The organism is Streptomyces sp. NPDC104367, from assembly GCF_055583825.1.
This window is the reverse complement of record NZ_JBVJND010000014.1, coordinates 224,660-243,729: the sequence shown is the minus strand read 5'-3', so window position 1 is coordinate 243,729 and position 19,070 is coordinate 224,660. Positions and strand designations below refer to the sequence as shown.

At 72.4% G+C, this 19,070-nt stretch carries 19 protein-coding genes and 2 riboswitches; of the genes, 10 read left to right on the top strand and 9 right to left on the bottom strand.

What is annotated here, in order from left to right; translation table 11 throughout:
* Positions 1-107 precede the first annotated feature (107 nt).
* The 6 genes from ACZ619_RS22755 to ACZ619_RS22730 all read left to right on the top strand — a co-directional run bounded on the left by ACZ619_RS22755 (position 108) and on the right by ACZ619_RS22730 (position 6,442).
* On the top strand, positions 108-1,346 hold the full coding sequence (locus ACZ619_RS22755; RefSeq protein WP_469601704.1) for a L,D-transpeptidase: 1,239 nt from the start codon (positions 108-110) through the stop codon (positions 1,344-1,346).
* A 160-nt stretch (positions 1,347-1,506) separates the two neighbouring features.
* Positions 1,507-2,754: a L,D-transpeptidase gene (locus tag ACZ619_RS22750; RefSeq protein ID WP_469601702.1), complete on the top strand. Its 1,248-nt coding sequence runs from the start codon at positions 1,507-1,509 to the stop codon at positions 2,752-2,754.
* Between the two features lie 78 nt (positions 2,755-2,832).
* Positions 2,833-3,600, top strand: a complete 768-nt coding sequence (locus tag ACZ619_RS22745; RefSeq protein ID WP_469601701.1) for an enoyl-CoA hydratase/isomerase family protein — start codon at positions 2,833-2,835, stop codon at positions 3,598-3,600.
* A gap of 289 nt (positions 3,601-3,889) precedes the next feature.
* Positions 3,890-4,393: an ATP-binding protein gene (locus tag ACZ619_RS22740; protein ID WP_469601699.1), complete on the top strand. Its 504-nt coding sequence runs from the start codon at positions 3,890-3,892 to the stop codon at positions 4,391-4,393.
* A 67-nt stretch (positions 4,394-4,460) separates the two neighbouring features.
* Positions 4,461-5,258 (top strand): polysaccharide deacetylase family protein, encoded by a 798-nt coding sequence (locus tag ACZ619_RS22735; RefSeq protein WP_469601697.1) that lies wholly within the window; start codon positions 4,461-4,463, stop codon positions 5,256-5,258.
* Positions 5,258-6,442 carry a YncE family protein gene (locus ACZ619_RS22730; protein ID WP_469601695.1) on the top strand — a complete coding sequence of 395 codons (1,185 nt, stop codon included), beginning with the start codon at positions 5,258-5,260 and terminating at the stop codon, positions 6,440-6,442. Before ACZ619_RS22735 ends, ACZ619_RS22730 begins: the two co-directional genes overlap by 1 nt.
* Before the next feature lie 41 nt (positions 6,443-6,483).
* Here the strand turns inward: ACZ619_RS22730 and ACZ619_RS22725 are convergent, their stop codons facing one another.
* Positions 6,484-7,119 carry a GNAT family N-acetyltransferase gene (locus ACZ619_RS22725; RefSeq protein WP_469601693.1) on the bottom strand — a complete coding sequence of 212 codons (636 nt, stop codon included), beginning with the start codon at positions 7,117-7,119 and terminating at the stop codon, positions 6,484-6,486.
* Positions 7,120-7,254: 135 nt separating this feature from the next.
* Between ACZ619_RS22725 and ACZ619_RS22720 the strand changes: the two genes are divergently transcribed.
* Positions 7,255-7,467 (top strand): EF-hand domain-containing protein, encoded by a 213-nt coding sequence (locus tag ACZ619_RS22720; RefSeq protein ID WP_469601690.1) that lies wholly within the window; start codon positions 7,255-7,257, stop codon positions 7,465-7,467.
* 57 nt (positions 7,468-7,524) lie between these two features.
* Here the strand turns inward: ACZ619_RS22720 and ACZ619_RS22715 are convergent, their stop codons facing one another.
* Together ACZ619_RS22715 and ACZ619_RS22710 are read right to left on the bottom strand one after the other, a co-directional pair.
* Entirely contained in the window at positions 7,525-8,313 is a 789-nt protein-coding gene (locus ACZ619_RS22715; protein ID WP_469601687.1) for an ABC transporter ATP-binding protein, read from the bottom strand.
* Complete coding sequence (locus ACZ619_RS22710) at positions 8,310-10,001, bottom strand: 2-isopropylmalate synthase (RefSeq protein ID WP_469601685.1); 1,692 nt, start codon at positions 9,999-10,001, stop codon at positions 8,310-8,312. Before ACZ619_RS22710 ends, ACZ619_RS22715 begins: the two co-directional genes overlap by 4 nt.
* A gap of 220 nt (positions 10,002-10,221) precedes the next feature.
* Between ACZ619_RS22710 and ACZ619_RS22705 the strand changes: the two genes are divergently transcribed.
* Both ACZ619_RS22705 and ACZ619_RS22700 read left to right on the top strand, forming a co-directional pair.
* Positions 10,222-10,911 (top strand): FadR/GntR family transcriptional regulator, encoded by a 690-nt coding sequence (locus ACZ619_RS22705; protein WP_469601682.1) that lies wholly within the window; start codon positions 10,222-10,224, stop codon positions 10,909-10,911.
* 119 nt (positions 10,912-11,030) lie between these two features.
* Positions 11,031-11,693 carry an NADPH-dependent F420 reductase gene (locus tag ACZ619_RS22700; RefSeq protein ID WP_469601680.1) on the top strand — a complete coding sequence of 221 codons (663 nt, stop codon included), beginning with the start codon at positions 11,031-11,033 and terminating at the stop codon, positions 11,691-11,693.
* Between the two features lie 446 nt (positions 11,694-12,139).
* Here the strand turns inward: ACZ619_RS22700 and ACZ619_RS22695 are convergent, their stop codons facing one another.
* The 6 genes from ACZ619_RS22695 to gcvT form a co-directional block, all read right to left on the bottom strand.
* Positions 12,140-12,817 (bottom strand): Crp/Fnr family transcriptional regulator, encoded by a 678-nt coding sequence (locus ACZ619_RS22695; protein WP_469601677.1) that lies wholly within the window; start codon positions 12,815-12,817, stop codon positions 12,140-12,142.
* Positions 12,818-12,875: 58 nt separating this feature from the next.
* Positions 12,876-13,436, bottom strand: coding sequence for a glycoside hydrolase family 25 protein (locus tag ACZ619_RS22690; RefSeq protein WP_469601675.1), 561 nt, complete (start codon positions 13,434-13,436; stop codon positions 12,876-12,878).
* 126 nt (positions 13,437-13,562) lie between these two features.
* Entirely contained in the window at positions 13,563-14,930 is a 1,368-nt protein-coding gene (locus ACZ619_RS22685; RefSeq protein ID WP_469601672.1) for an L-serine ammonia-lyase, read from the bottom strand.
* Between the two features lie 57 nt (positions 14,931-14,987).
* A complete protein-coding gene (gene glyA / locus ACZ619_RS22680; RefSeq protein ID WP_469601670.1) occupies positions 14,988-16,250 on the bottom strand; it encodes a serine hydroxymethyltransferase in 1,263 nt (420 codons plus the stop codon).
* Between the two features lie 37 nt (positions 16,251-16,287).
* Positions 16,288-16,665, bottom strand: a complete 378-nt coding sequence (gene gcvH, locus ACZ619_RS22675) for a glycine cleavage system protein GcvH (protein ID WP_469601668.1) — start codon at positions 16,663-16,665, stop codon at positions 16,288-16,290.
* A 108-nt stretch (positions 16,666-16,773) separates the two neighbouring features.
* Positions 16,774-17,901, bottom strand: coding sequence for a glycine cleavage system aminomethyltransferase GcvT (gene gcvT, locus ACZ619_RS22670; RefSeq protein ID WP_469601665.1), 1,128 nt, complete (start codon positions 17,899-17,901; stop codon positions 16,774-16,776).
* Positions 17,902-17,939: 38 nt separating this feature from the next.
* Positions 17,940-18,050, bottom strand: a riboswitch (glycine riboswitch).
* Positions 18,051-18,147, bottom strand: a riboswitch (glycine riboswitch).
* Positions 18,148-18,336: 189 nt separating this feature from the next.
* On the opposite strand from gcvT, the gene ACZ619_RS22665 reads away from it, so the two are divergent.
* Positions 18,337-19,014: an AAA family ATPase gene (locus ACZ619_RS22665; protein ID WP_469601662.1), complete on the top strand. Its 678-nt coding sequence runs from the start codon at positions 18,337-18,339 to the stop codon at positions 19,012-19,014.
* Positions 19,015-19,070 lie beyond the last annotated feature (56 nt).

The following is a 19,070-nucleotide window of genomic DNA, read 5'->3' as shown; positions in this document are numbered from 1 at the left end:
TCGCGCGGGCGCGGCGGCTCACCGGCTCGTCGTCCTTCCCTCTGTTCTGCCCAGCGTCGGCGTCGCACTCACGTTTCCCCGGGGCGGGCCCGGTCGTTGAGTCCCACGTGAGGCATGCACAAGGGCGCGCACGGCGCGCGGGGGCCGCACTGGCCGCCGTACTGACATGGGCGGGGCTCCTGGCGGGAGCCACCGGCTGCTCCTCGGACGGGACCGGAGGGCCGGTCGTCGACCATGTCCTCGGGGGCGGCGGACCCCCGGCTCCCCAGGACGTCATCCGCATCTCCCCGGACGACGGCACCCGGGCCGTCCGGCAGAACCAGCCGCTCACGGTGCGGGTGCCCGGCGGCCGCCTGGAGTCCGTCACCGTCGTCAGGTCGCAGGACGCCCAGGACTCCCCGGTCCCCGGGCACATCACCCAGGACGGCATGAGCTGGCGGCCCGACGAGCCCGGACTCGCGCTGGCCGCCAAGTACACCGTCGACGCGGTCGCCCTCGACGGGCGGGGCCGCCGCTCCGCCCGCCACACCACCTTCACCACGCTCGTCCCCGGCGAGCGCTTCATCGGGTACGTCACCCCCGAGAACCGGGCCACCGTCGGCACCGGGATGATCGTCTCCCTCTCCTTCAGCCGTGAGATCCGGAACCGGGCCGCCGTCGAACGCGCCGTCCGGGTCACCGCCAGGCCGGCGGTCGAGGTCCGCCCGCACTGGTTCGGCACGTCCCGCCTCGACTTCCGCCCCGAGCACTACTGGCAGCCCGGCACCGTCGTCACCGTCGACCTGGGACTGCGGGACGTCGAGGGCGCGCCCGGCGCCTACGGCCTCCAGTCCAAGTCGTTCACCTTCACCGTCGGCCGCAGCCAGGTCTCCCTCGTCGACGCGGCCAGGCACACCATGGAGGTCCGCCGCGACGGCGACCTGCTCGCCACCGTCCCGATCACCGCGGGCGCGCCCGCCCACACCACCTACAACGGGAAGATGGTGATGATGGAGATGCACGAGGTCACCCGCATGAACAGCCGCACGGTCGGCTTCGGCGGGGAGTACGACATCCCGGACGTCCCGCACGCCATCAAACTCACCGACTCCGGCACCTTCCTGCACGGCAACTACTGGGCGCCGGACGCCCCCGGACACGTCAACGTCAGCCACGGCTGCGTGGGTCTGCGCGACGTGAAGGGCGGCGGTTCGGACACGCCGGCCGGCTGGTTCTACGACCGCAGCCTCGTCGGGGACGTGGTCGAGGTCGTCAACAGCAACGACCGGACGGTGGCTCCCGACAACGGCCTCGGCGGGTGGAACATGGGCTGGCGGGAGTGGAAGGCGGGCGGCGCCACCGGCTAACAGGTCGGGGCGGTGCCCGGCGGGCGGCTCGGCCAAGTTGCTACTGAACGGTGACATTCGCCGAACGCCAAGCTCAAAACCCTGCGGTTAATATGCGCCAATGTGTGCGCGGGACGCGCCGGGGCGGGGCCCGACCAGGCCCCTGGGAGGGGAGAACGACTTGAACGTGCGGCCGATATCGGGGGCATCGGTTCGGACTCGGAGGACCGGGGGGAAGGGGCTGGCCGTCATGGCCGGAATCCTGCTCATGGCCGTCACCGCCTGCGGCGGGGGCGGCTCCTCCGCCAAGGGTGCGGGCGACGGCGGCGACGGCAAGGGCAAGAGCTCCACCACCCAGGCGAGCAAGCAGTCCGTGGCCACCGTCAGCATCAGCCCGAAGTCCGGTGCCACCGGAGTGGACACCAGCGGGGCGCTCAAGGTCACCGCGGCGAAGGGCAGGCTGACCGACGTCGAGGTCAAGGACGCCAAGGGCCGCAGCGTCGACGGCTCGATCGCGGCGGGCGGTGCCAGCTGGACGCCGGCGACCCATCTCGCCAGCGCCACGAAGTACACGGTGCACGCGGTGGCCAAGGACGCCGACGGCCGTGAGTCGGCGGAGGACTCCACCTTCACCACCCTCACCCCGAAGAACACGTTCGTCGGCTACTTCACGCCGGAGGACGGTTCCACGGTCGGTGTCGGCATGCCGTTCTCCGTCCGCTTCACCCGGGGCATCACCGACCCGGCCGCCGTCGAGAAGGCGATCACGATCAAGACCGAGCCGGCCGTCGACGTCGAGGGCCACTGGTTCGGCAACGACCGCCTCGACTTCCGCCCCGAGCACTACTGGAAGTCCGGCACGAAGGTCTCCGTCAGCCTCAACCTCGACGGCGTCGAGGGACGTGACGGGGTGTACGGCAAGCAGGCCAAGACCGTGAAGTTCACGATCGGCCGCAACCAGGTGTCCGTCGTCGACGCCAAGAAGCACACCATGAAGATCACGCAGGACGGCAAGGTCGTGAAGACCCTCGCGGTCACCACCGGCAAGCCCGGCTACGACACGTGGAACGGCCAGATGGTCATCAGCGAGAAGCTGCGGGTCACCCGGATGAACGGCGAGACCGTCGGCTACGGCGGCGAGTACGACATCAAGGACGTGCCGGACGCGATGCGTCTGACGACGTCCGGCACCTTCATCCACGGCAACTACTGGGGCGGCGACGCGTTCGGCAACTACAACGCGAGCCACGGGTGCGTCGGCCTCCGGGACATCCGGGGCGGCGGCGACCGGAGCCTGCCGGCGGGCTGGTTCTTCGACCACTCCATCATCGGGGACGTGGTGACGGTGAAGAACTCGAACGACAAGACCGTCTCGCCCGACAACGGCCTCAACGGCTGGAACATGTCCTGGGCGGACTGGACCAAGTAGCCGGTCCGCGCCGATCCGCGCCCGTCCGCGCCCGGTCCGCCGCAGGGGCGCGGATGAACCGGCGTTAACCTGCTGGGCATGACTGTGACCCTCGAAGTCGCCGAAGGTGTGGGGACGCTCCGTCTGGAGCGGCCGCCCATGAACGCCCTGGACGTCGCCACCCAGGACCGGATCAGGGAGCTGGCCGAGGAGGCCACCCGTCGCGAGGACGTCCGAGCCGTCGTGATCTACGGCGGTGAGAAGGTCTTCGCGGCGGGGGCCGACATCAAGGAAATGCAGAACATGGACCACACCGCCATGGTGCTGCGCGCCCGTGGCCTCCAGGACTCCTTCACCGCCGTCGCCCGCATCCCCAAGCCGGTGGTCGCCGCCGTCACCGGGTACGCGCTCGGCGGCGGCTGCGAGCTCGCGCTCTGCGCCGACCACCGCATCGCCGCCGACAACGCCAAACTGGGCCAGCCCGAGATCCTGCTCGGGCTCATCCCGGGGGCCGGCGGCACCCAGCGGCTGCCCCGGCTGGTCGGGCCGTCCCGGGCCAAGGACCTGATCTTCACGGGCCGGATGGTGAAGGCGGACGAGGCGCTCGCCATCGGCCTGGTCGACCGGGTCGTGCCGGCCGCCGACGTCTACACCGAGGCGCACGCCTGGGCCGCCCGGCTCGCCCGGGGGCCGGCGATCGCGCTGCGCGCCGCCAAGGAGGCGATCGACACCGGCGTCGAGACCGACCTGGAGACGGGTCTCGCGGTCGAACGGAACTGGTTCGCCGGGCTGTTCGCCACCGAGGACCGTGAGCGCGGTATGCGCAGCTTCGTCGAGGAAGGGCCTGGCAAGGCCAAGTTCCTGTGATCTTCACCTTGTTGTGAAACCGCGGAACCACTTGCAATTGACGCGATGTCTGATTCCGGGTCCCTCGATGGGGCGGTTTATGGGAGCCTTAAGGCACCCTTAAGTCTGCCTTGTCGAGGGAGTCTGTCGATTGCCCGGAGATGAGTCGTCGCCGCAGGTGAGACAGGCTGCCAAAGCCATTGGAATGCCGACGGCATATGCCGATCGACTGCCGTCGGGCGGGAGCTTCACGGGGGCGTATTCCGTCGGAACGGCCCCGGAGGGCGCTTTCGGCGGCCATGATGGGGGCATGGCGGGGCTGGAGGGCATCGAACAGCCGCGGGGACACGGCCGTGCGACCGCGGCGCGCTGGTCGCCTGCGGTCGAGGACGAACGGGCGCTCAAGGCCATCGAGCTGTTCGGCAACCCGACCGAGGCGGAGGTCCCGCTGCCGTCCCGCCCCGAGTCCGCCGCCACCGCCCGCCGGCTCGCCCAGGTCGTGGTCCTGCGCCAGTGGCGGCTCAGCCCCAAGATGACCGAGGACGCGGTCCTGCTCGTCTCGGAACTGGTGGGGAACGCGGTACGGCACACCGGGGCCCGGGTGTTCGGCCTGCGCATGCGCCGCCGCCCCGGGTGGATCAGGGTCGAGGTCCGGGACCCGTCCAGGGGGCTGCCCTGTCTGATGCCGGTCCAGGAGCTCGACGTGAGCGGCCGGGGGCTGTTCCTGGTCGACAAGCTGTCCGACCGGTGGGGGGTCGATCTGCTCCCGCGGGGCAAGACGACCTGGTTCGAGATGCGCGTCGCCGATCGATAGCACCCGAAGCATCCGAACATAACCCTAATCAGGTCAATCGCCGATTTTCTTACCCGATCCCCCTTAAATGGGGCGGGTGACCCCATCCAACCGACGCGACGTCCTGCGAGCGGGCGCCGGGCTCATCGCCTCAGGCGCCCTCGCCGCCGGTTGCGGCGACGCCGGTACCGGCAGCCCACCGTCGCACCCCGTCGCCGACCTCGCGTCCACCTCCCCCACGCCGGCCGCGTCCGCCTCGCCCGCCGCGTCCGCCGCCAAGGCACCGCTCCCCGTACAGATCACCCACGGACCCCGCACCACCGCGTCCGTCGCCCTCACCTTCCACGGCCAGGGCGACCCCGCCCTCGCCACCCAGCTCCTCACCACCGCCGAGAAACACGGCGCCCGCCTCACCGTCCTCGCCGTGGGCAGCTGGCTCGACGCGCAGCCCGCCATGGCCCGCCGTGTCCTCGACGGCGGCCACGACCTCGGCAACCACACCCAGCGGCACGTCTCCATCAACGCCATGGCCCAGGCCGACGCCCGCAAGGAGATCGCCGACTGCGCCGAGCGCCTCAAGCGCCTCACCGGCTCGATCGGCAGCTGGTTCCGCCCGTCCAGGGCCCCCACCGCGTCGCCGCTCGTCACCCGGCTCGCCGCCGACGTCGGCTACCCGCACGTGCTGTCGTACGACGTCGACTCGCTCGACTACACCCGGCCCGGCCCGGCCGCCATCACCCGCAAGGTGCTCGCCGAGGTCACCGCCGGCTCGATCGTGAGCATGCACTTCGGGTACCCGGACACGGTCGCCGCCCTCCCCGCCGTCCTCCAAGAACTCCACCGGCGCGGACTGCGCGCGGTCACCACCACGGAGCTGCTGAGCTGATGCGAACCAAGAACGCCGCCCGCCTGCTGGCCTCCGGTGCCGCCCTCGCCGCCCTGGCGCTGCTGTCCGCGTGCGGTGGCGGCTCCTCCGGTCCCCGGACCGCCGCCGGCACCGCGCCCGCGGTCCCGGAGGCCAAGAAGGAGGTGCAGGTCGACGGGTTGCCGGGGATGCCCCCGGTGCTCGACCCGAACGACGTGTACGCCGCCGACCGGCCGGGCCGGCTCTCACCCGTCGTCAAGGACTTCCCCTCCCTGGTCTACGTCCCCAACACCAACTCCGACACCGTCTCGGTCATCGACCCGAAGACCTACCGGGTCGTCAGGACCATCCGGGTCGGCCGGCAGCCGCAGCACGTCGTGCCGTCCTGGGACCTGAAGACCCTGTGGGTCAACAACGACCTGGGCAACAGCCTCACCCCCATCGACCCGAGAACCGGCAAGGCCGGCGAGCCGGTCGCCGTGCACGACCCGTACAACCTGTACTTCACGCCCAACGGCAAGTACGCGATCGTGATGGCCTCCATGGACCGCGCGCTGGTGTTCCGGGACGCGCACACCATGAAGACCGTCAAGTCCGTCCCGGTCAGCTGCTACGGCGTCAACCACGCCGACTTCTCCCTGGACGGCCGGTACTTCATCGTCTCCTGCGAGTTCAGCGGCGAACTGCTCAAGGTCGACACCGAGAAGATGCAGGTGCTCCGGCAGGAGAAGCTGCCCTTCCACGGCGCGATGCCCCAGGACGTGAAGGTCTCACCCGACGGCAAGCGGTTCTACATCGCCGACATGATGGCCGACGGCGTGTGGATCCTGGACGGCGACACCTTCGGCAAGCCGGCCTTCCTGCACACCGGCAAGGGCGCGCACGGGCTGTACGTCAGCCGGGACTCCCACGAGATGTACATCTCCAACCGGGGCGAGGGCACCGTCTCCGTCTTCGACTTCACCCAGAACCGGCTGACCAGGAAGTGGCGCCTGCCCGGCGGCGGCAGCCCGGACATGGGCGGGGTGTCGGCGGACGGCAAGGTGCTGTGGCTGTCCGGCCGCTACAACTCCGAGGTGTACGCCATCGACACCGGCACCGGCGCCCAGCTGGCCCGCATCCACGTGGGCAGCGGACCCCACGGCCTCGCCGTCTACCCGCAGCCGGGCCGGTACTCGCTGGGGCACACCGGCATCTTCCGCTGACCGGCGGCCGGCCGGCCGCGCCCCGGCCGCCCACCGGGTGCTCAGTTCCCGAGCAGCAGCGCCTCGGCGCCGACCGGGGTGTAGCCGGCCGCCTGGAACGCCCGTACGCTGCGGGCGTTCCCCGGGGCGACCTGGGCCCACAGCGGCTCGTCGGCGAGCCGGCGGGCGGCGGTGACCAGGGCCCGGCCCAGCCCCCGCTGCCGTACCCCCTCGTCCACCTCCACCGAGACCTCCAGGCGTCCCGCCACGCCCCGGCCCAGGACGACCACCCCGCCGTCCGTCGCCCAGGCCCGCACCTCGTCGCGGCGGCCCCGGGCGTAGGCCACCCGGGAGTGGCCGGGGCCGGTCAGCTCGGTCAGCGGGAGGTCCGGGCGGCCGGGGAGCGGGGCCGCCACCAGCAGCGCGTCGATGGTCTCGTGCTCGTGACCCGTGCGGTCCATCAGGGCGGTGAGGAAACGGGCGTTCATGGTCGCGCACAGCGGGTCGCAGGGGACGGCGCGCAGGGTCTCGTACACCCACTCGGGGTCCTCGTCGACGAAGACCACCGAGTGCGCGGTGAAGGAGAGCACCCCGGCGTCGCGCGGGGACGGCTGGGGGACGACGGTCGTACGGCCGTCCGGGGGCGGGAGGACACCGCGGGCCGCCGCGTCGAGAATGTCCCGCAGTGTCTCAGTCACCGTGCTCCTCGAGTCTCCGTCCACCGGAAGGCCCACCCTGGCATGCGAGGCGCCGAGGGTCCGCGGCGACCGTTAATCTGACCTGCGACAGTCCGTCAGCATGACGGTGGAAACAATGATCAAAGGGGCGGATCGGTGGCGGACATCGACGAGGCACGCGGGCAGTTCCAGCGGATCGACGCGGACGGTGACGGTTTCATCACCGCCGCCGAGTTCAAGACCGCGCTCGCGCAGGGGGGCGACTGGAACGTCACCGAGACGGTCGCCCAGGCGATCATCAACAACCGTGACCTGAACGGCGACCAGGTGCTGTCGTTCGACGAGTTCTGGGCCCACCTGAGCAAGTGAGCCGCGGGAAAAGGGGGCGCCGCCCGGCCCGGTGCCGGGCGGCGCCCCCTTTTTTTCTCACGCCCGGGGCTCCACCCGGACCGTCCAGCGGCCGCCGTGCCGCTCCAGGGTCAGCGGCAGGTCGAAGCACTTGCCGACCTGGTCGCCGGTGAGGACCTCGGCCGCCGGACCCTGCGTCAGCGCCCGGCCGTCGCGCAGCAGCAGGGCGTGCGTGGTGCCCGCGGGCAGTTCCTCCAGGTGGTGGGTGACCAGCACGGTCGCCAGTTCCGGGTGGTCCCGGCGCAGCGCGTCCAGCGCGGTGAGCAGATGCTCCCGGCCCGGCAGGTCCAGGCCGGTGGCCGGCTCGTCGAGCAGCAGCAGCCGGGGCCGTGGCATCAGCGCGCGGGCGATCAGCGTCCGGCCGCGCTGCCCCTGGGAGAGCGTCGGCCAGCGGGCGTCCCGGCGCGCGGCCAGCCCGAGCGTCTCGATCAGCCGGTCGGCACGCTCCTCCTGCTCCGGCGTCGGACGCCACCGGGGCAGCCGCGCCACGGAGTTGGTCAGCCCGGTCAGCACGACGTCCCGCACCCGCAGCGGCTCGGTCAGCGGGTGCCGGGGGTCGACATGGCCCACCCGCGTCCGCAGTTCGCGCAGGTCGACGCGGCCCAGCCGGCTGCCGAGCACCTCCACCGTGCCCCGCGTCGGATGGACCAGCGCCCCGAGCAGGCCGAGCAGGGTGGACTTCCCGGCCCCGTTGGCCCCGAGCAGCGCCCAGTGCTCACCGGCCCGGACGGTCAGCGACACCTCCTGGAGGATCGGCCGCCCGTCCCGCACCACGTGCACGTCGTCCGCGCGCAGGACGACGCTCATCGCACCGCCGCCCGGTTCACCGCGGACAGCACCGCGCCGACGGAGGCCGCCCGCGCCGAGGGGTCCTCGGCCGCGCCCCAGACCGGCGTGCCGTCCACCCGGCACTCCGCGAAGGCGTACGTCCCGTTCACCGTGACCTCCAGAATCTCCGTGGGGTGGCCGGCGCCGGTCAGCGCGTCGGCCAGGGCCGTCAGCATGCCGGAGCCGGTGCCCTCGTGGTCGCCGGTCCGGTCGCCCGTGCGCAGCGTACAGACGAAGCGGTGCCGGCCCGGCGCCTCCTCCTGGACCGACCACGAGTCCAGCCGGACCTCGCCGTCGGCCAGGTAGGCGGCGCGGAAGAGGTCGTACAGCTCCTTCGGCGTGGCCTCCCGGCCGCTGGTGTCCGTCACCTCCTGGACCAGCCGCGCGAACCCGGGACGCATCCGCTCGGGCAGGTCGACGCCGTGCCCGGTGCGCAGGAGGTACGCCGATCCGCCCTTCCCGGACTGGGAGTTGACGCGGATCACCGCCTCGTAGGTGCGGCCCAGGTCGGCCGGGTCGACCGGCAGGTACGGGACGGACCACGGCGCCCTGGACTCCGGCACCCCCAACTCGGCGGCCCGGCGGGCGTGTTCCTCGAACCCCTTGCTGATCGCGTCCTGGTGGGTGCCGGAGAACGCGGTGTGGACCAGCTCTCCCGCGTACGGGTGCCGCGGATGCACCGGGAGCCGGTTGCACTCCTCGACCGTCTCCCGCACCGCGTCGATGTCGCCGAAGTCGACCATCGGGTCCACCCCTTGGGCGAACAGGTTGAGGGCCAGGGTGACCAGGTCGACGTTGCCGGTGCGCTCGCCGTTGCCGAACAGGCAGCCCTCCACCCGCTGGGCGCCGGCCAGCACGGCGAGTTCGGCGCAGGCGACGCCGGTGCCCCGGTCGTTGTGCGGGTGGACGGAGAGGATCACCGCGTCGCGGCGGGCGAGGTTGCGGTGGGCGTACTCGATCTGGTCGGCGTAGACGTTCGGGGTGGCGATCTCCACGGTCGCCGGCAGGTTGTGGGTGACCGGCCGGTCCCGGCTCGCGTCCCACAGCTCGCTCAGCCCGTCGCAGAGTTCCAGGACGAAGTCGGGCTCGGTGAGGTTGTAGGTCTCCGGCGAGAACTGGAAGCGGACACCGGGGGCGTCCCCGGCCCGGCGCGCCATGTGCTCGGCCGCCTCGCGCACGGTCCGCCACACCTCGGCGCGGTCCCGGCGCAGCACCACCTCACGCCAGACCGGGGAGGTCGCGATGTAGAGGTGGACGACGGCCCGCGGCATCCCCTCGATCGCCTCGAAGGTCCGGTCGATCAGGTCCCGCCTGGCCGGCGTGAACACCACCGGGGTCACGTCGTCCGGCACGGCCCCGCTGGTCACCAGGTGCCGTACGAAGTCGAAGTCGGTCCGGCTCGCGGACGGGTAGCCGACCTCGATCTCCTTGAAGCCGGTGCGGACCATCAGGTCGAAGAAGCGGCGCTTGCGCGGGGTGTCCATCGGTTCGGCGAGCGCCTGGTTGCCGTCGCGCAGGTCGACGGGCACCCACAGCGGGGCCCGCTCGATGCGGGCGGCGGGCCAGCTCCGGTCGCCGGCCACCGGGACGGCGACCCGTTCCTCGAAGGGGCGGTAGCGCTCGTACGGCATCGGGCTGGGGCGCTGGGGGTTCCACGGGATCGTCATCGGTGCTGCTGCCTCTCGGCTCGGTCGGAATCGGACCGGCAGCACGGCGACCCGCGGCGGGGTGCCGGTCGCGTCAGGCCCCGCCGCGGCAGCCGAGAAGAAGACCGCGGAACGTCATGCCAGGTAGGCTAACCACTCCTCAGGTCCTCAGACAAGTGAGAATTCCTGTGACACGTGCCGCGGACCGCGGCACGGCCCCCCGAGGAGTTGGTGACACCGCATGGCGCTAGGCCCCGTCCGCCCGAGCCCCCTGGTCGAGCAGGCCACCGCCCGGCTCCGCGCGCAGATCAGCGGCGGCGCCTGGCCGGTCGGCACCCGGCTGCCCGGTGAGACGACCCTGGCGAAGGAGCTCGGCGTGGGCCGCTCCACCGTCCGCGAGGCGCTGCGCGCGCTCGCCGGCGCCGGGCTGGTGCGGCCCCGGCAGGGCTCCGGGGTCTTCGTGATCGCCACCGAGGCGGCCGAGGACTGGCCGACGCGGCTGCGCCGGGCGGCGGTGACCGACGTCTACGAGGTCCGGATGGCCGTCGAGGTGCACGCGGCCCGGCTCGCCGCTGACCGCCGTACACCCGAGGACGTCGCGGCCGTCGAGGCGGCGCTCGCCGGGCGCCGGGCGGCGGCGCGGGCCGACGACGCCGCCTTCGTGGACGCCGACATCGCCTTCCACGCGGCGGTGGTCGCGGCGGCCCACAACCCCGTCCTCGCCGACCTGTTCACCGAGTTCGTCCCGGTGCTCCGCGAGGGGCTGATCGACATGCTGGCCCTCACCGGCCTGCGCGCGGCCGACCCGATCACCGGCGACGCGGCCCACGAGGCGCTGGTGCGCGCGGTCGCCGCGGGTGACGCGGAGGCGGCGGCCGACGTGCTGCGGGCGGAGCTGGCGGACCCGTTCGAGGGCGGCCGAGCGGTCTGAGCCGCCCGGATGCCGTAACGGCCGGAATGATCGGGGCGGGGCGCGGGTTGACGCCGACAGCGGTAATGCATGCATGTGCATCGACATGCGTGGACGCATCGGCATTCGGAAGGTGTCCCATGAAGATCGGCATCATCGGCGCGGGCAACATCGGCGGCAACCTCACCCGGCGGCTCACCGCGCTCGGCCACGAGGTGCACGTGGCGAACTCGCGCGGTCCCGAGACGCTCGCCGCGCTGGTCGAGGAGACGGGGGCGACGGCGGTACGGGCCGAGGAGGCGGCGCGGGACGCGAAGGTCGTGGTCGTCACGGTCCCGCTGAAGGCGGTCCCGGACCTCCCCGCCGGCCTCCTGGACGGGGCGGCCGAGGACGTGGCCGTGATCGACACCGGCAACTACTACCCGCAGCAGCGCGACGGCCGCATCGCCGGGATCGAGGACGAGGGCCTCACCGAGAGCCGCTGGACCGAGCGGCAGATCGGCCACCCGGTGGTCAAGGCGTTCAACGGCACCTACGCCCAGGACATCCTCGACCGCCACCGCCCCGCCGGGGACCCCGGCCGCCATGCCCTCCCGGTCTCCGGCGACGACGAGCGCGCCAAGCGGACCGTCCGCGCCCTGATCGACGAACTCGGATTCGACACGGTCGACAACGGCGGCATCGACGACTCCTGGCGCCAGCAGCCGGGCACCCCGGTCTACGGCCTCAGGGACGGCTCCGAGGCCGTCCGCAAGGCCCTCGCGGAGGCGTCCCCGGAACGGCCGGCGGACTTCCGGGGCTGACGGCGACTGGTGGCGGCCGAGGGTGGTGGGCAGTGGCCGAGGGCGGTCGGCGGCGGCCGACCGCTTCCGCCGATGCGCCGCGCGGAGGGCTGCACCGGGCCGGGACGGACCGGGCCGGGCCGGGCGGGAGCCCTGCGTGCCTGCGGTATCGGGACCCTGTGCGCCAGTTGGCGTAGACGCCGGCGCGGGGAGGTTCTATCCAGGTGTACGTACGCGGGGCGTACCACGGGTCCCGCGTCGGCGCACATGCCGGGTGCGGACCACCGTGCCCGGCGTCCGGCGCCACCCGGACTCCCCGCGGACTCGGGGGAACCGCCACGTGAGAGAGCGACACCGGGGGACGCTCCCGGCACGTGCGGATCCGCGGGGGCGGCCGGCGGCGGGATCGACCTGGGGAGCCCGGTCCCGCCGCCCCTGCCGCACCGGGGGCGGGACCCGGCGGCCGGTCAGCCGCCGAACGCCTGCCCCTTCAACTGGTCGACCGCGCGCACCGCGAGGGTCTGACGTCCCGTCACTATCCATCCCTGGGAGCGCCATTGTTCGAGCACCCGGCTCACCGTGCGCCGGGAGGTGAGCAGCAGGCCGGCCAGGTCGTCCTGGGAGAGGGTGAGGCCGATACGGCGGCCGGGCCCGTCGGACTCGGGCAGGCCGCAGCGCTCGACCAGGTCGAGGAGGAGCGCGGCGAGGCGGGCCGGGACCGGTTCGGTGATGCCGGCCCGCTGGACGTCGGCCTCGCGCAGGCGGCGCACCAGGGTCTGCTCCAGGGCCGCGGCGATGCCGGGGCGGGAGCGGGCCAGCACGTGGAAGCGGGTGGCCGGGAGGTGCAGGAGGTCGGCGGCGGTGGCCGTCACCAGGGTGGCGGAGCGGCGCCCGTTCTCCACCGAGGCCTGCTCGCCGAGGAGTTCACCCGGGCCGCGCAGGGCGAGCAGGGCGCGGTAGCCGGCGTGCGACTGGGCGACGACCTTGACCCAGCCGTGCAGCAGCACGACGAGATGGTCCGAGCCCTCTCCCTGGGTGAGGAACTGCCGGTCGGCGGCGAGCGGGATCCGTGTCGCCGCCCGCAGCAGCGCCGCCCGGTCGCCGGTGTCGAGGGCCTCCCAGAAGGGGGCGGGGCTGGTCACCACGTCACACAGTGTGGCCCCGGCATCCCGCCCCGAAACCTGTGGGACCGGCCACAACCGCTCAACTCTCTTTCTTCGCCCATGCCTTGAGGGAGGCCTTGGTGGCGAAGTCCGCCACGTTCTTGTCGTGCGGGTCGCTCGTGTACTGGTGGAAACGCCACGTGGCCTTGACGCGCGGGTGCCCGGCGGAGACGTAGTCGGCGATCCACAGGCCGTCTCCCGCGTAGGAGGTGGTGTCGACGTTCAGCCAGAAGTCGCGGTTGGTGTAGAGCACCACCCGGTGGCCGGGCCGCAGTTCCTTCACCCTGCGGATGAAGCGGTCCTTCTCGGCGTTGCTCGCGCGGGTGCCGGAACCGGTGGTCTCCCAGTCGACGGCGAGGAGCTCGCCGGCCTTCTCGGGGGCGTGCTCGACGAAGTGCTCGGCCTGGGCGGTGAGATCGCCGGGCCACAGGAAGTGGTAGAAGCCGACGACCAGTCCGGCGTCCCGCCCCGTCCTGGCCTGGGCGGCGAGCCGGGGATTGACGTACGAGTGCCCCTCCGTCGCCTTGACGAAGACGAAGGAGAGACCGTCCGTGTCGTACCCGGAGGACTGGTACGCGCTCACGTCGATACCGTGCAGCATGTGGGGGCTCCCTGAGTGCCGGTGGGGGAGGGGGCGTTGCCTTCGCCCATCCCGTGTTCCCCGACCGGCCCGGAAGATCCGCACGGACATGTGAACGGCCGAGCGGCCAGGCCGGGGCCTGACCCCTCAGCACTCGATGATGTTCACCGCCAGCCCGCCGCGGGCCGTCTCCTTGTACTTGACGCTCATGTCGGCGCCGGTGTCCTTCATGGTCTTGATGACCTTGTCGAGGGACACCTTGTGGGAGCCGTCGCCGCGCATGGCCATGCGGGCCGCGGTGACCGCCTTGACCGCGGCCATGCCGTTGCGCTCGATGCAGGGGATCTGGACCAGGCCGCCGACCGGGTCGCAGGTGAGGCCGAGGTTGTGCTCCATGCCGATCTCGGCCGCGTTCTCGACCTGCTCCGGGGAGCCGCCGAGGACCTCGGCGAGCGCGCCCGCCGCCATCGAGCACGCGGAGCCGACCTCGCCCTGGCAGCCGACCTCGGCGCCGGAGATGGACGCGTTCTCCTTGAAGAGCATGCCGATCGCGCCGGCGGCGAGCAGGAAGCGGACCACGCCGTCCTCGTCGGCACCGGGGACGAAGTTGACGTAGTAGTGGAGGACTGCCGGGATGATGCCGGCCGCGCCGTTGGTGGGGGCGGTGACGACCCGCCCGCCCGCCGCGTTCTCCTCGTTCACGGCCATCGCGTAGAGCGTGATCCACTCCATCGCGTGGGCCAGCGGATCGCCCTCGGCGCGCAGCTGCCGCGCGGTCACCGCCGCCCTGCGTTTGACCCGGAGCCCGCCCGGCAGGATGCCCTCGCGGGACATGCCGCGCGACACGCACGCCTGCATCACCCGCCAGATGCCCAGCAGGCCCTCCCGGATCTCCTCCTCGGTGCGCCAGGCCCGCTCGTTCTCCAGCAGCAGCGCGGAGATCGACAGGCCCGTCTCCCGGGTCAGCCGCAGCAGCTCGTCACCGGTGCGGAAGGGGTACTTCAGGACCGTGTCGTCCAGCTTGATGCGGTCCGCGCCGACCGCGTCCTCGTCCACGACGAACCCGCCGCCGACCGAGTAGTACGTCTTGGAGAGCAGCTCGGCGCCCCCGGCGTCGTACGCCCACAGGGTCATGCCGTTCGCGTGGTAGGGGAGCGCCTTGCGGCGGTGGAGCACGAGGTCGTCGTCGAAGGAGAAGCCGATCTCGTGCTCGCCGAGCAGTCGCAGCCGCCTCGACGCCTTGATCGCCTCGACCCGGGCGTCCGCCGTCTCCACGTCGACCGTGCGCGGCGAGGCGCCCTCCAGGCCGAGCAGCACCGCCTTGGGGGTGCCGTGGCCGTGGCCGGTCGCGCCCAGGGAGCCGTACAGCTCGGAGCGTACCGACGCGACGGACTCCAGGAGCCCCTCGTTGCGCAGGCGGCGGGCGAAGATGCGGGCCGCGCGCATCGGGCCGACGGTGTGGGAGCTCGACGGGCCGATGCCGATCGAGAACAGGTCGAAGACCGAGATGGCCACGGGGAACTCCTTGGAAAAGGGCGGGGGCACACGCCGTCGGGTGCCCCCACCAGGGAACTACTTGTTCAGACCGGGGTAAAGCGGGTGCTTCGCGGTGAGCGCCTCGACCCGGGCCCTCAGGGCCGCCGCGTCGTAGGACGGCTTCAGCGTCTCGGCGATCACGTCCGCCACCTCCGCGAAGTCCTCGGCCGCGAAGCCGCGGGTGGCCAGCGCCGGGGTGCCGATCCGCAGCCCCGAGGTGACCATCGGCGGGCGCGGGTCGTTCGGGACGGCGTTGCGGTTGACCGTGATGCCGACCTCGTGCAGCCGGTCCTCGGCCTGCTGCCCGTCCAGCTCCGATTCCCGCAGGTCGACGAGGATCAGGTGGACGTCCGTGCCGCCGGAGAGGACGTTCACACCGGCCGCGCGGGCGTCGGCGGCGGTCAGCCGCTCCGCCAGGACACGCGCCCCCTCCACCGTACGGCGCTGGCGCTCCTTGAACTCCTCCGAGGCGGCGACCTTGAAGGAGACCGCCTTCGCCGCGATCACGTGCTCCAGGGGACCGCCCTGGAAGCCCGGGAAGACGGACGAGTTCAGCTTCTTCGCGAAGGCCTGGCGCGCGAGGATGATGCCGCCGCGCGGGCCGCCGAGGGTCTTGTGGGTGGTGGAGGTGACCACGTCGGCGTACGGCACCGGGTTCGGGTGCAGCCCCGCCGCCACCAGGCCGGCGAAGTGCGCCATGTCGACCCACAGGTACGCCTCGACCGCGTCGGCGATCCGGCGGAACTCCGCGAAGTCCAGCTGCCGCGGGTACGCCGACCAGCCCGCGATGATCACCTTCGGCCGGTGCTCCTTGGCGAGCCGCTCGACCTCGGCCATGTCGACCAGGCCGGCGTCGTCGACGTGGTAGGCGACCACGTCGAACTGCTTGCCGGAGAAGTTCAGGCGCATGCCGTGGGTCAGGTGGCCGCCGTGCGCCAGGTCCAGGCCGAGGATGGTGTCCCCGGGCCGGGCCAGCGCGAACAGGGCCGCCTGGTTGGCGGAGGCGCCCGAGTGCGGCTGCACGTTGGCGTACTCGGCGCCGAACAGCTCCTTCACCCGGTCGATGGCGATCTGCTCGGTGACGTCGACGTGCTCGCAGCCGCCGTAGTAGCGGCGGCCCGGGTAGCCCTCGGCGTACTTGTTGGTGAGGACCGAACCCTGCGCCTCCATGACCCCGACCGGCGCGAAGTTCTCGGAGGCGATCATCTCCAGGGTGGACTGCTGGCGTGTCAGCTCGGCGTCGACCGCCGCGGCGACCTCCGGGTCGAGCTCGTGCAGGGGCGTGTTCAGGACGGACATCTGTTTCTACGACTCCTAGGCCGGGGCCCGGCGGTTCTCAGCCGGTGGTGAAGGCGGTGTACTCGTCGGCGGAGAGCAGTTCGGCAGGCTCGTCCGCGACGCGCAGCCTGAACAGCCAGCCGCCCTCGAAGGGGGCCGAGTTCACCAGCGAGGGGTCGTCCACGACGTCCTCGTTGACCTCGGTGATCTCACCCGTCACCGGCGAGTACAGGTCGGACACCGACTTGGTCGACTCCAGCTCGCCGCAGGACTCGCCCGCGGTCACCGTGGCGCCGACCTCCGGGAGCTGGACGAAGACGACGTCACCGAGGGCGTTGGCCGCGTGCTCGGTGATGCCCACCGTCGCCACGCCCTCCTCGGTGGCCGACAGCCACTCGTGCTCCTTGCTGTAACGCAGCTGCTGGGGGTTGCTCATGGCCTGAATTCTCCTGTACGCGTGGGAGTGCTGGTGAATGGGGGACTGCGGAAGGCGTGCGTGAGCAGCGACGATGCGCTCGGCACGGCCGGCGGACGGCTGCTTCGGCTACTTCTGCCGCTTGTAGAAGGGCAGCGCCACGACCTCGTAGGGCTCGTGGCTGCCCCGGATGTCCACGCCGACGCCCGCCGTGCCCGGCGCCGAGAACGCCGCGTCGACGTACGCCATCGCGATCGGCCTGCCCAGGGTCGGGGAGGGCGCGCCGGAGGTGACCTCGCCGATCACCGCGCCGCCGGCGACCACCGGGTACCCGGCGCGCGGGACGCGGCGGCCCTCGGCGACCAGGCCGACGAGCACCCGCGGCGGGGCGGCCTCCGCGCGGGCGGCGGCCGCGGTGAGCGCCTCGCGGCCCACGAAGTCGCCCTCCTTCTCGAACTTCACCACCCGGCCGAGCCCGGCGTCGAAGGGGGTCAGGCCGGTGGTCAGCTCGTGCCCGTACAGCGGCATGCCCGCCTCCAGGCGCAGGGTGTCCCGGCAGGACAGCCCGCAGGGCACCAGGCCGACGCCCTCGCCCGCCTCGGTCAGCGCCTCCCAGAGCCGCACCGCGTGCTCGGGCCGCACGAACAGCTCGAAGCCGTCCTCGCCGGTGTAGCCGGTGCGGGCGATCAGGGCCGGCACGCCGGCGACGGTGCCGGGCAGCCCGGCGTAGTACTTCAGGCCGTCCAGGTCGGCGTCGGTCAGCGATTTCAGGATGCCGGGCGACTCGGGACCCTGGACGGCGATCAGGGCGTACGCGTCCCGGTCGTCCCGCACCTCGGCGTCGAACCCGGCGGACCGCCCGGCGAGGGCGTCGAGGACCACCTGGGCGTTGGAGGCGTTGGCCACGACCAGGTACTCGGTCTCGGCCCGCCGGTAGACGATCAGGTCGTCCAGGATGCCGCCGTCGGCCCGGCAGATCATGGTGTAGCGGGCCCGGCCGACACCGACGGAGGCGATGTTCCCGACGAGGGCGTGGTCCAGCAGGGCGGCGGCCCGGGGGCCGGTCACGGTGATCTCGCCCATGTGGGAGAGGTCGAAGAGGCCGGCCCTGGTCCGCACCGCGACGTGCTCGTCGCGCTCGGAGCCGTAGCGCAGGGGCATGTCCCAGCCGGCGAAGTCGGTCATGGTCGCGCCGAGCGAGCGATGCAGGGCATCGAGCGCGGTACGGCGGGGTCCGGAGAGTGGGGTGCTGCTCACGGTCGGTTGTCTCCCAAAGGCATGACAGGCGAGGTCTTTCCTCCCCATCTGTCATCGGAACCTGAGAGGTTCGCCCTGACCACGACGACGGTCAGCGGCTTGCACCTTGGGTGGGACCGCCGTCATGGCGGCCCGCTTTTCAGATGTGCCTCGCCCGCGCGGTAACGGGGCCTGAGAGATTCAAGGGAGGGACTTGCTCCTTCGGCGTCCCAGCGAGACTGCTGGGAACTCTCCCGCGCGGATTCAAGCGGCCGGTATGCAGTTGGCGCGCACATCATTGCACGGCACCCGGGCGCACCGCAGTCCGGACCGGGTACCGCCGTCTGTGACAGGGCTGTGGCCGGAAGCGGACGGAACCGCGAGACATCGTGCATTACCTTCTCTTTACATTAAGTGGGGAGAACCTTTCCTGAACCCCCGGGGAGGACGGACACGGTGACAAGGACCACGGCGTACGCGACGACGACGGGCATCGCCCTGCCCCAGCAGCCGGCGGCCCCGGCCCGCGAGCGGTGCGGCGAACTCCGGGCACCGGTCGTCCGCGACCTGCGCGAGCGGGCCGGCCGCAGTCCGCACGGCCTGCTCTTCGGCCCCCGGGACCTGGTCGTGGTCACCGGCCTGCCGGGGAGCGGCAAGTCCACCCTGATGCACCGCACGGTCCAGGGCATCCGCATCGACTCCCAGGACACCCGCGACCGTTGGGACGCCCGCCTGGGCCGCCTCCTGCCCTACGCCGTCTACCGCCCGCTGGTCCGGCTCGCCCACTACACCGGGCTCCGCCGCGCCCTGCGCTCCGGCGACGGCGTGGTCGTGCACGACTGCGGCACCCAGGCCTGGGTCCGCGACTGGCTGGCCCGGGAGGCCCGCCGCCGCGGCGGCACCCTGCACCTGCTCCTGCTCGACGTCACCCCGGACACCGCGCTGGGCGGCCAGCGCGAGCGCGGCCGGGGCGTCTCCCGGTACGCCTTCCTGCGCCACCGTCACGCGGCCGCCCGGCTGCTGCGCTCGGTGGCGGAGGGCAGGCTGCCCGAGGGCGTCGGTTCGGCGGTGCTGCTCGACCGGGACGCGGCGGACGGACTGCGCCGGATCGCCTTCGCGCGCCGCATCGGCTGATGGACTTGTCCGTGCCACCCGCTAGCCTTTTCCCTCTCAGCAGCGGTTCCCAGCAG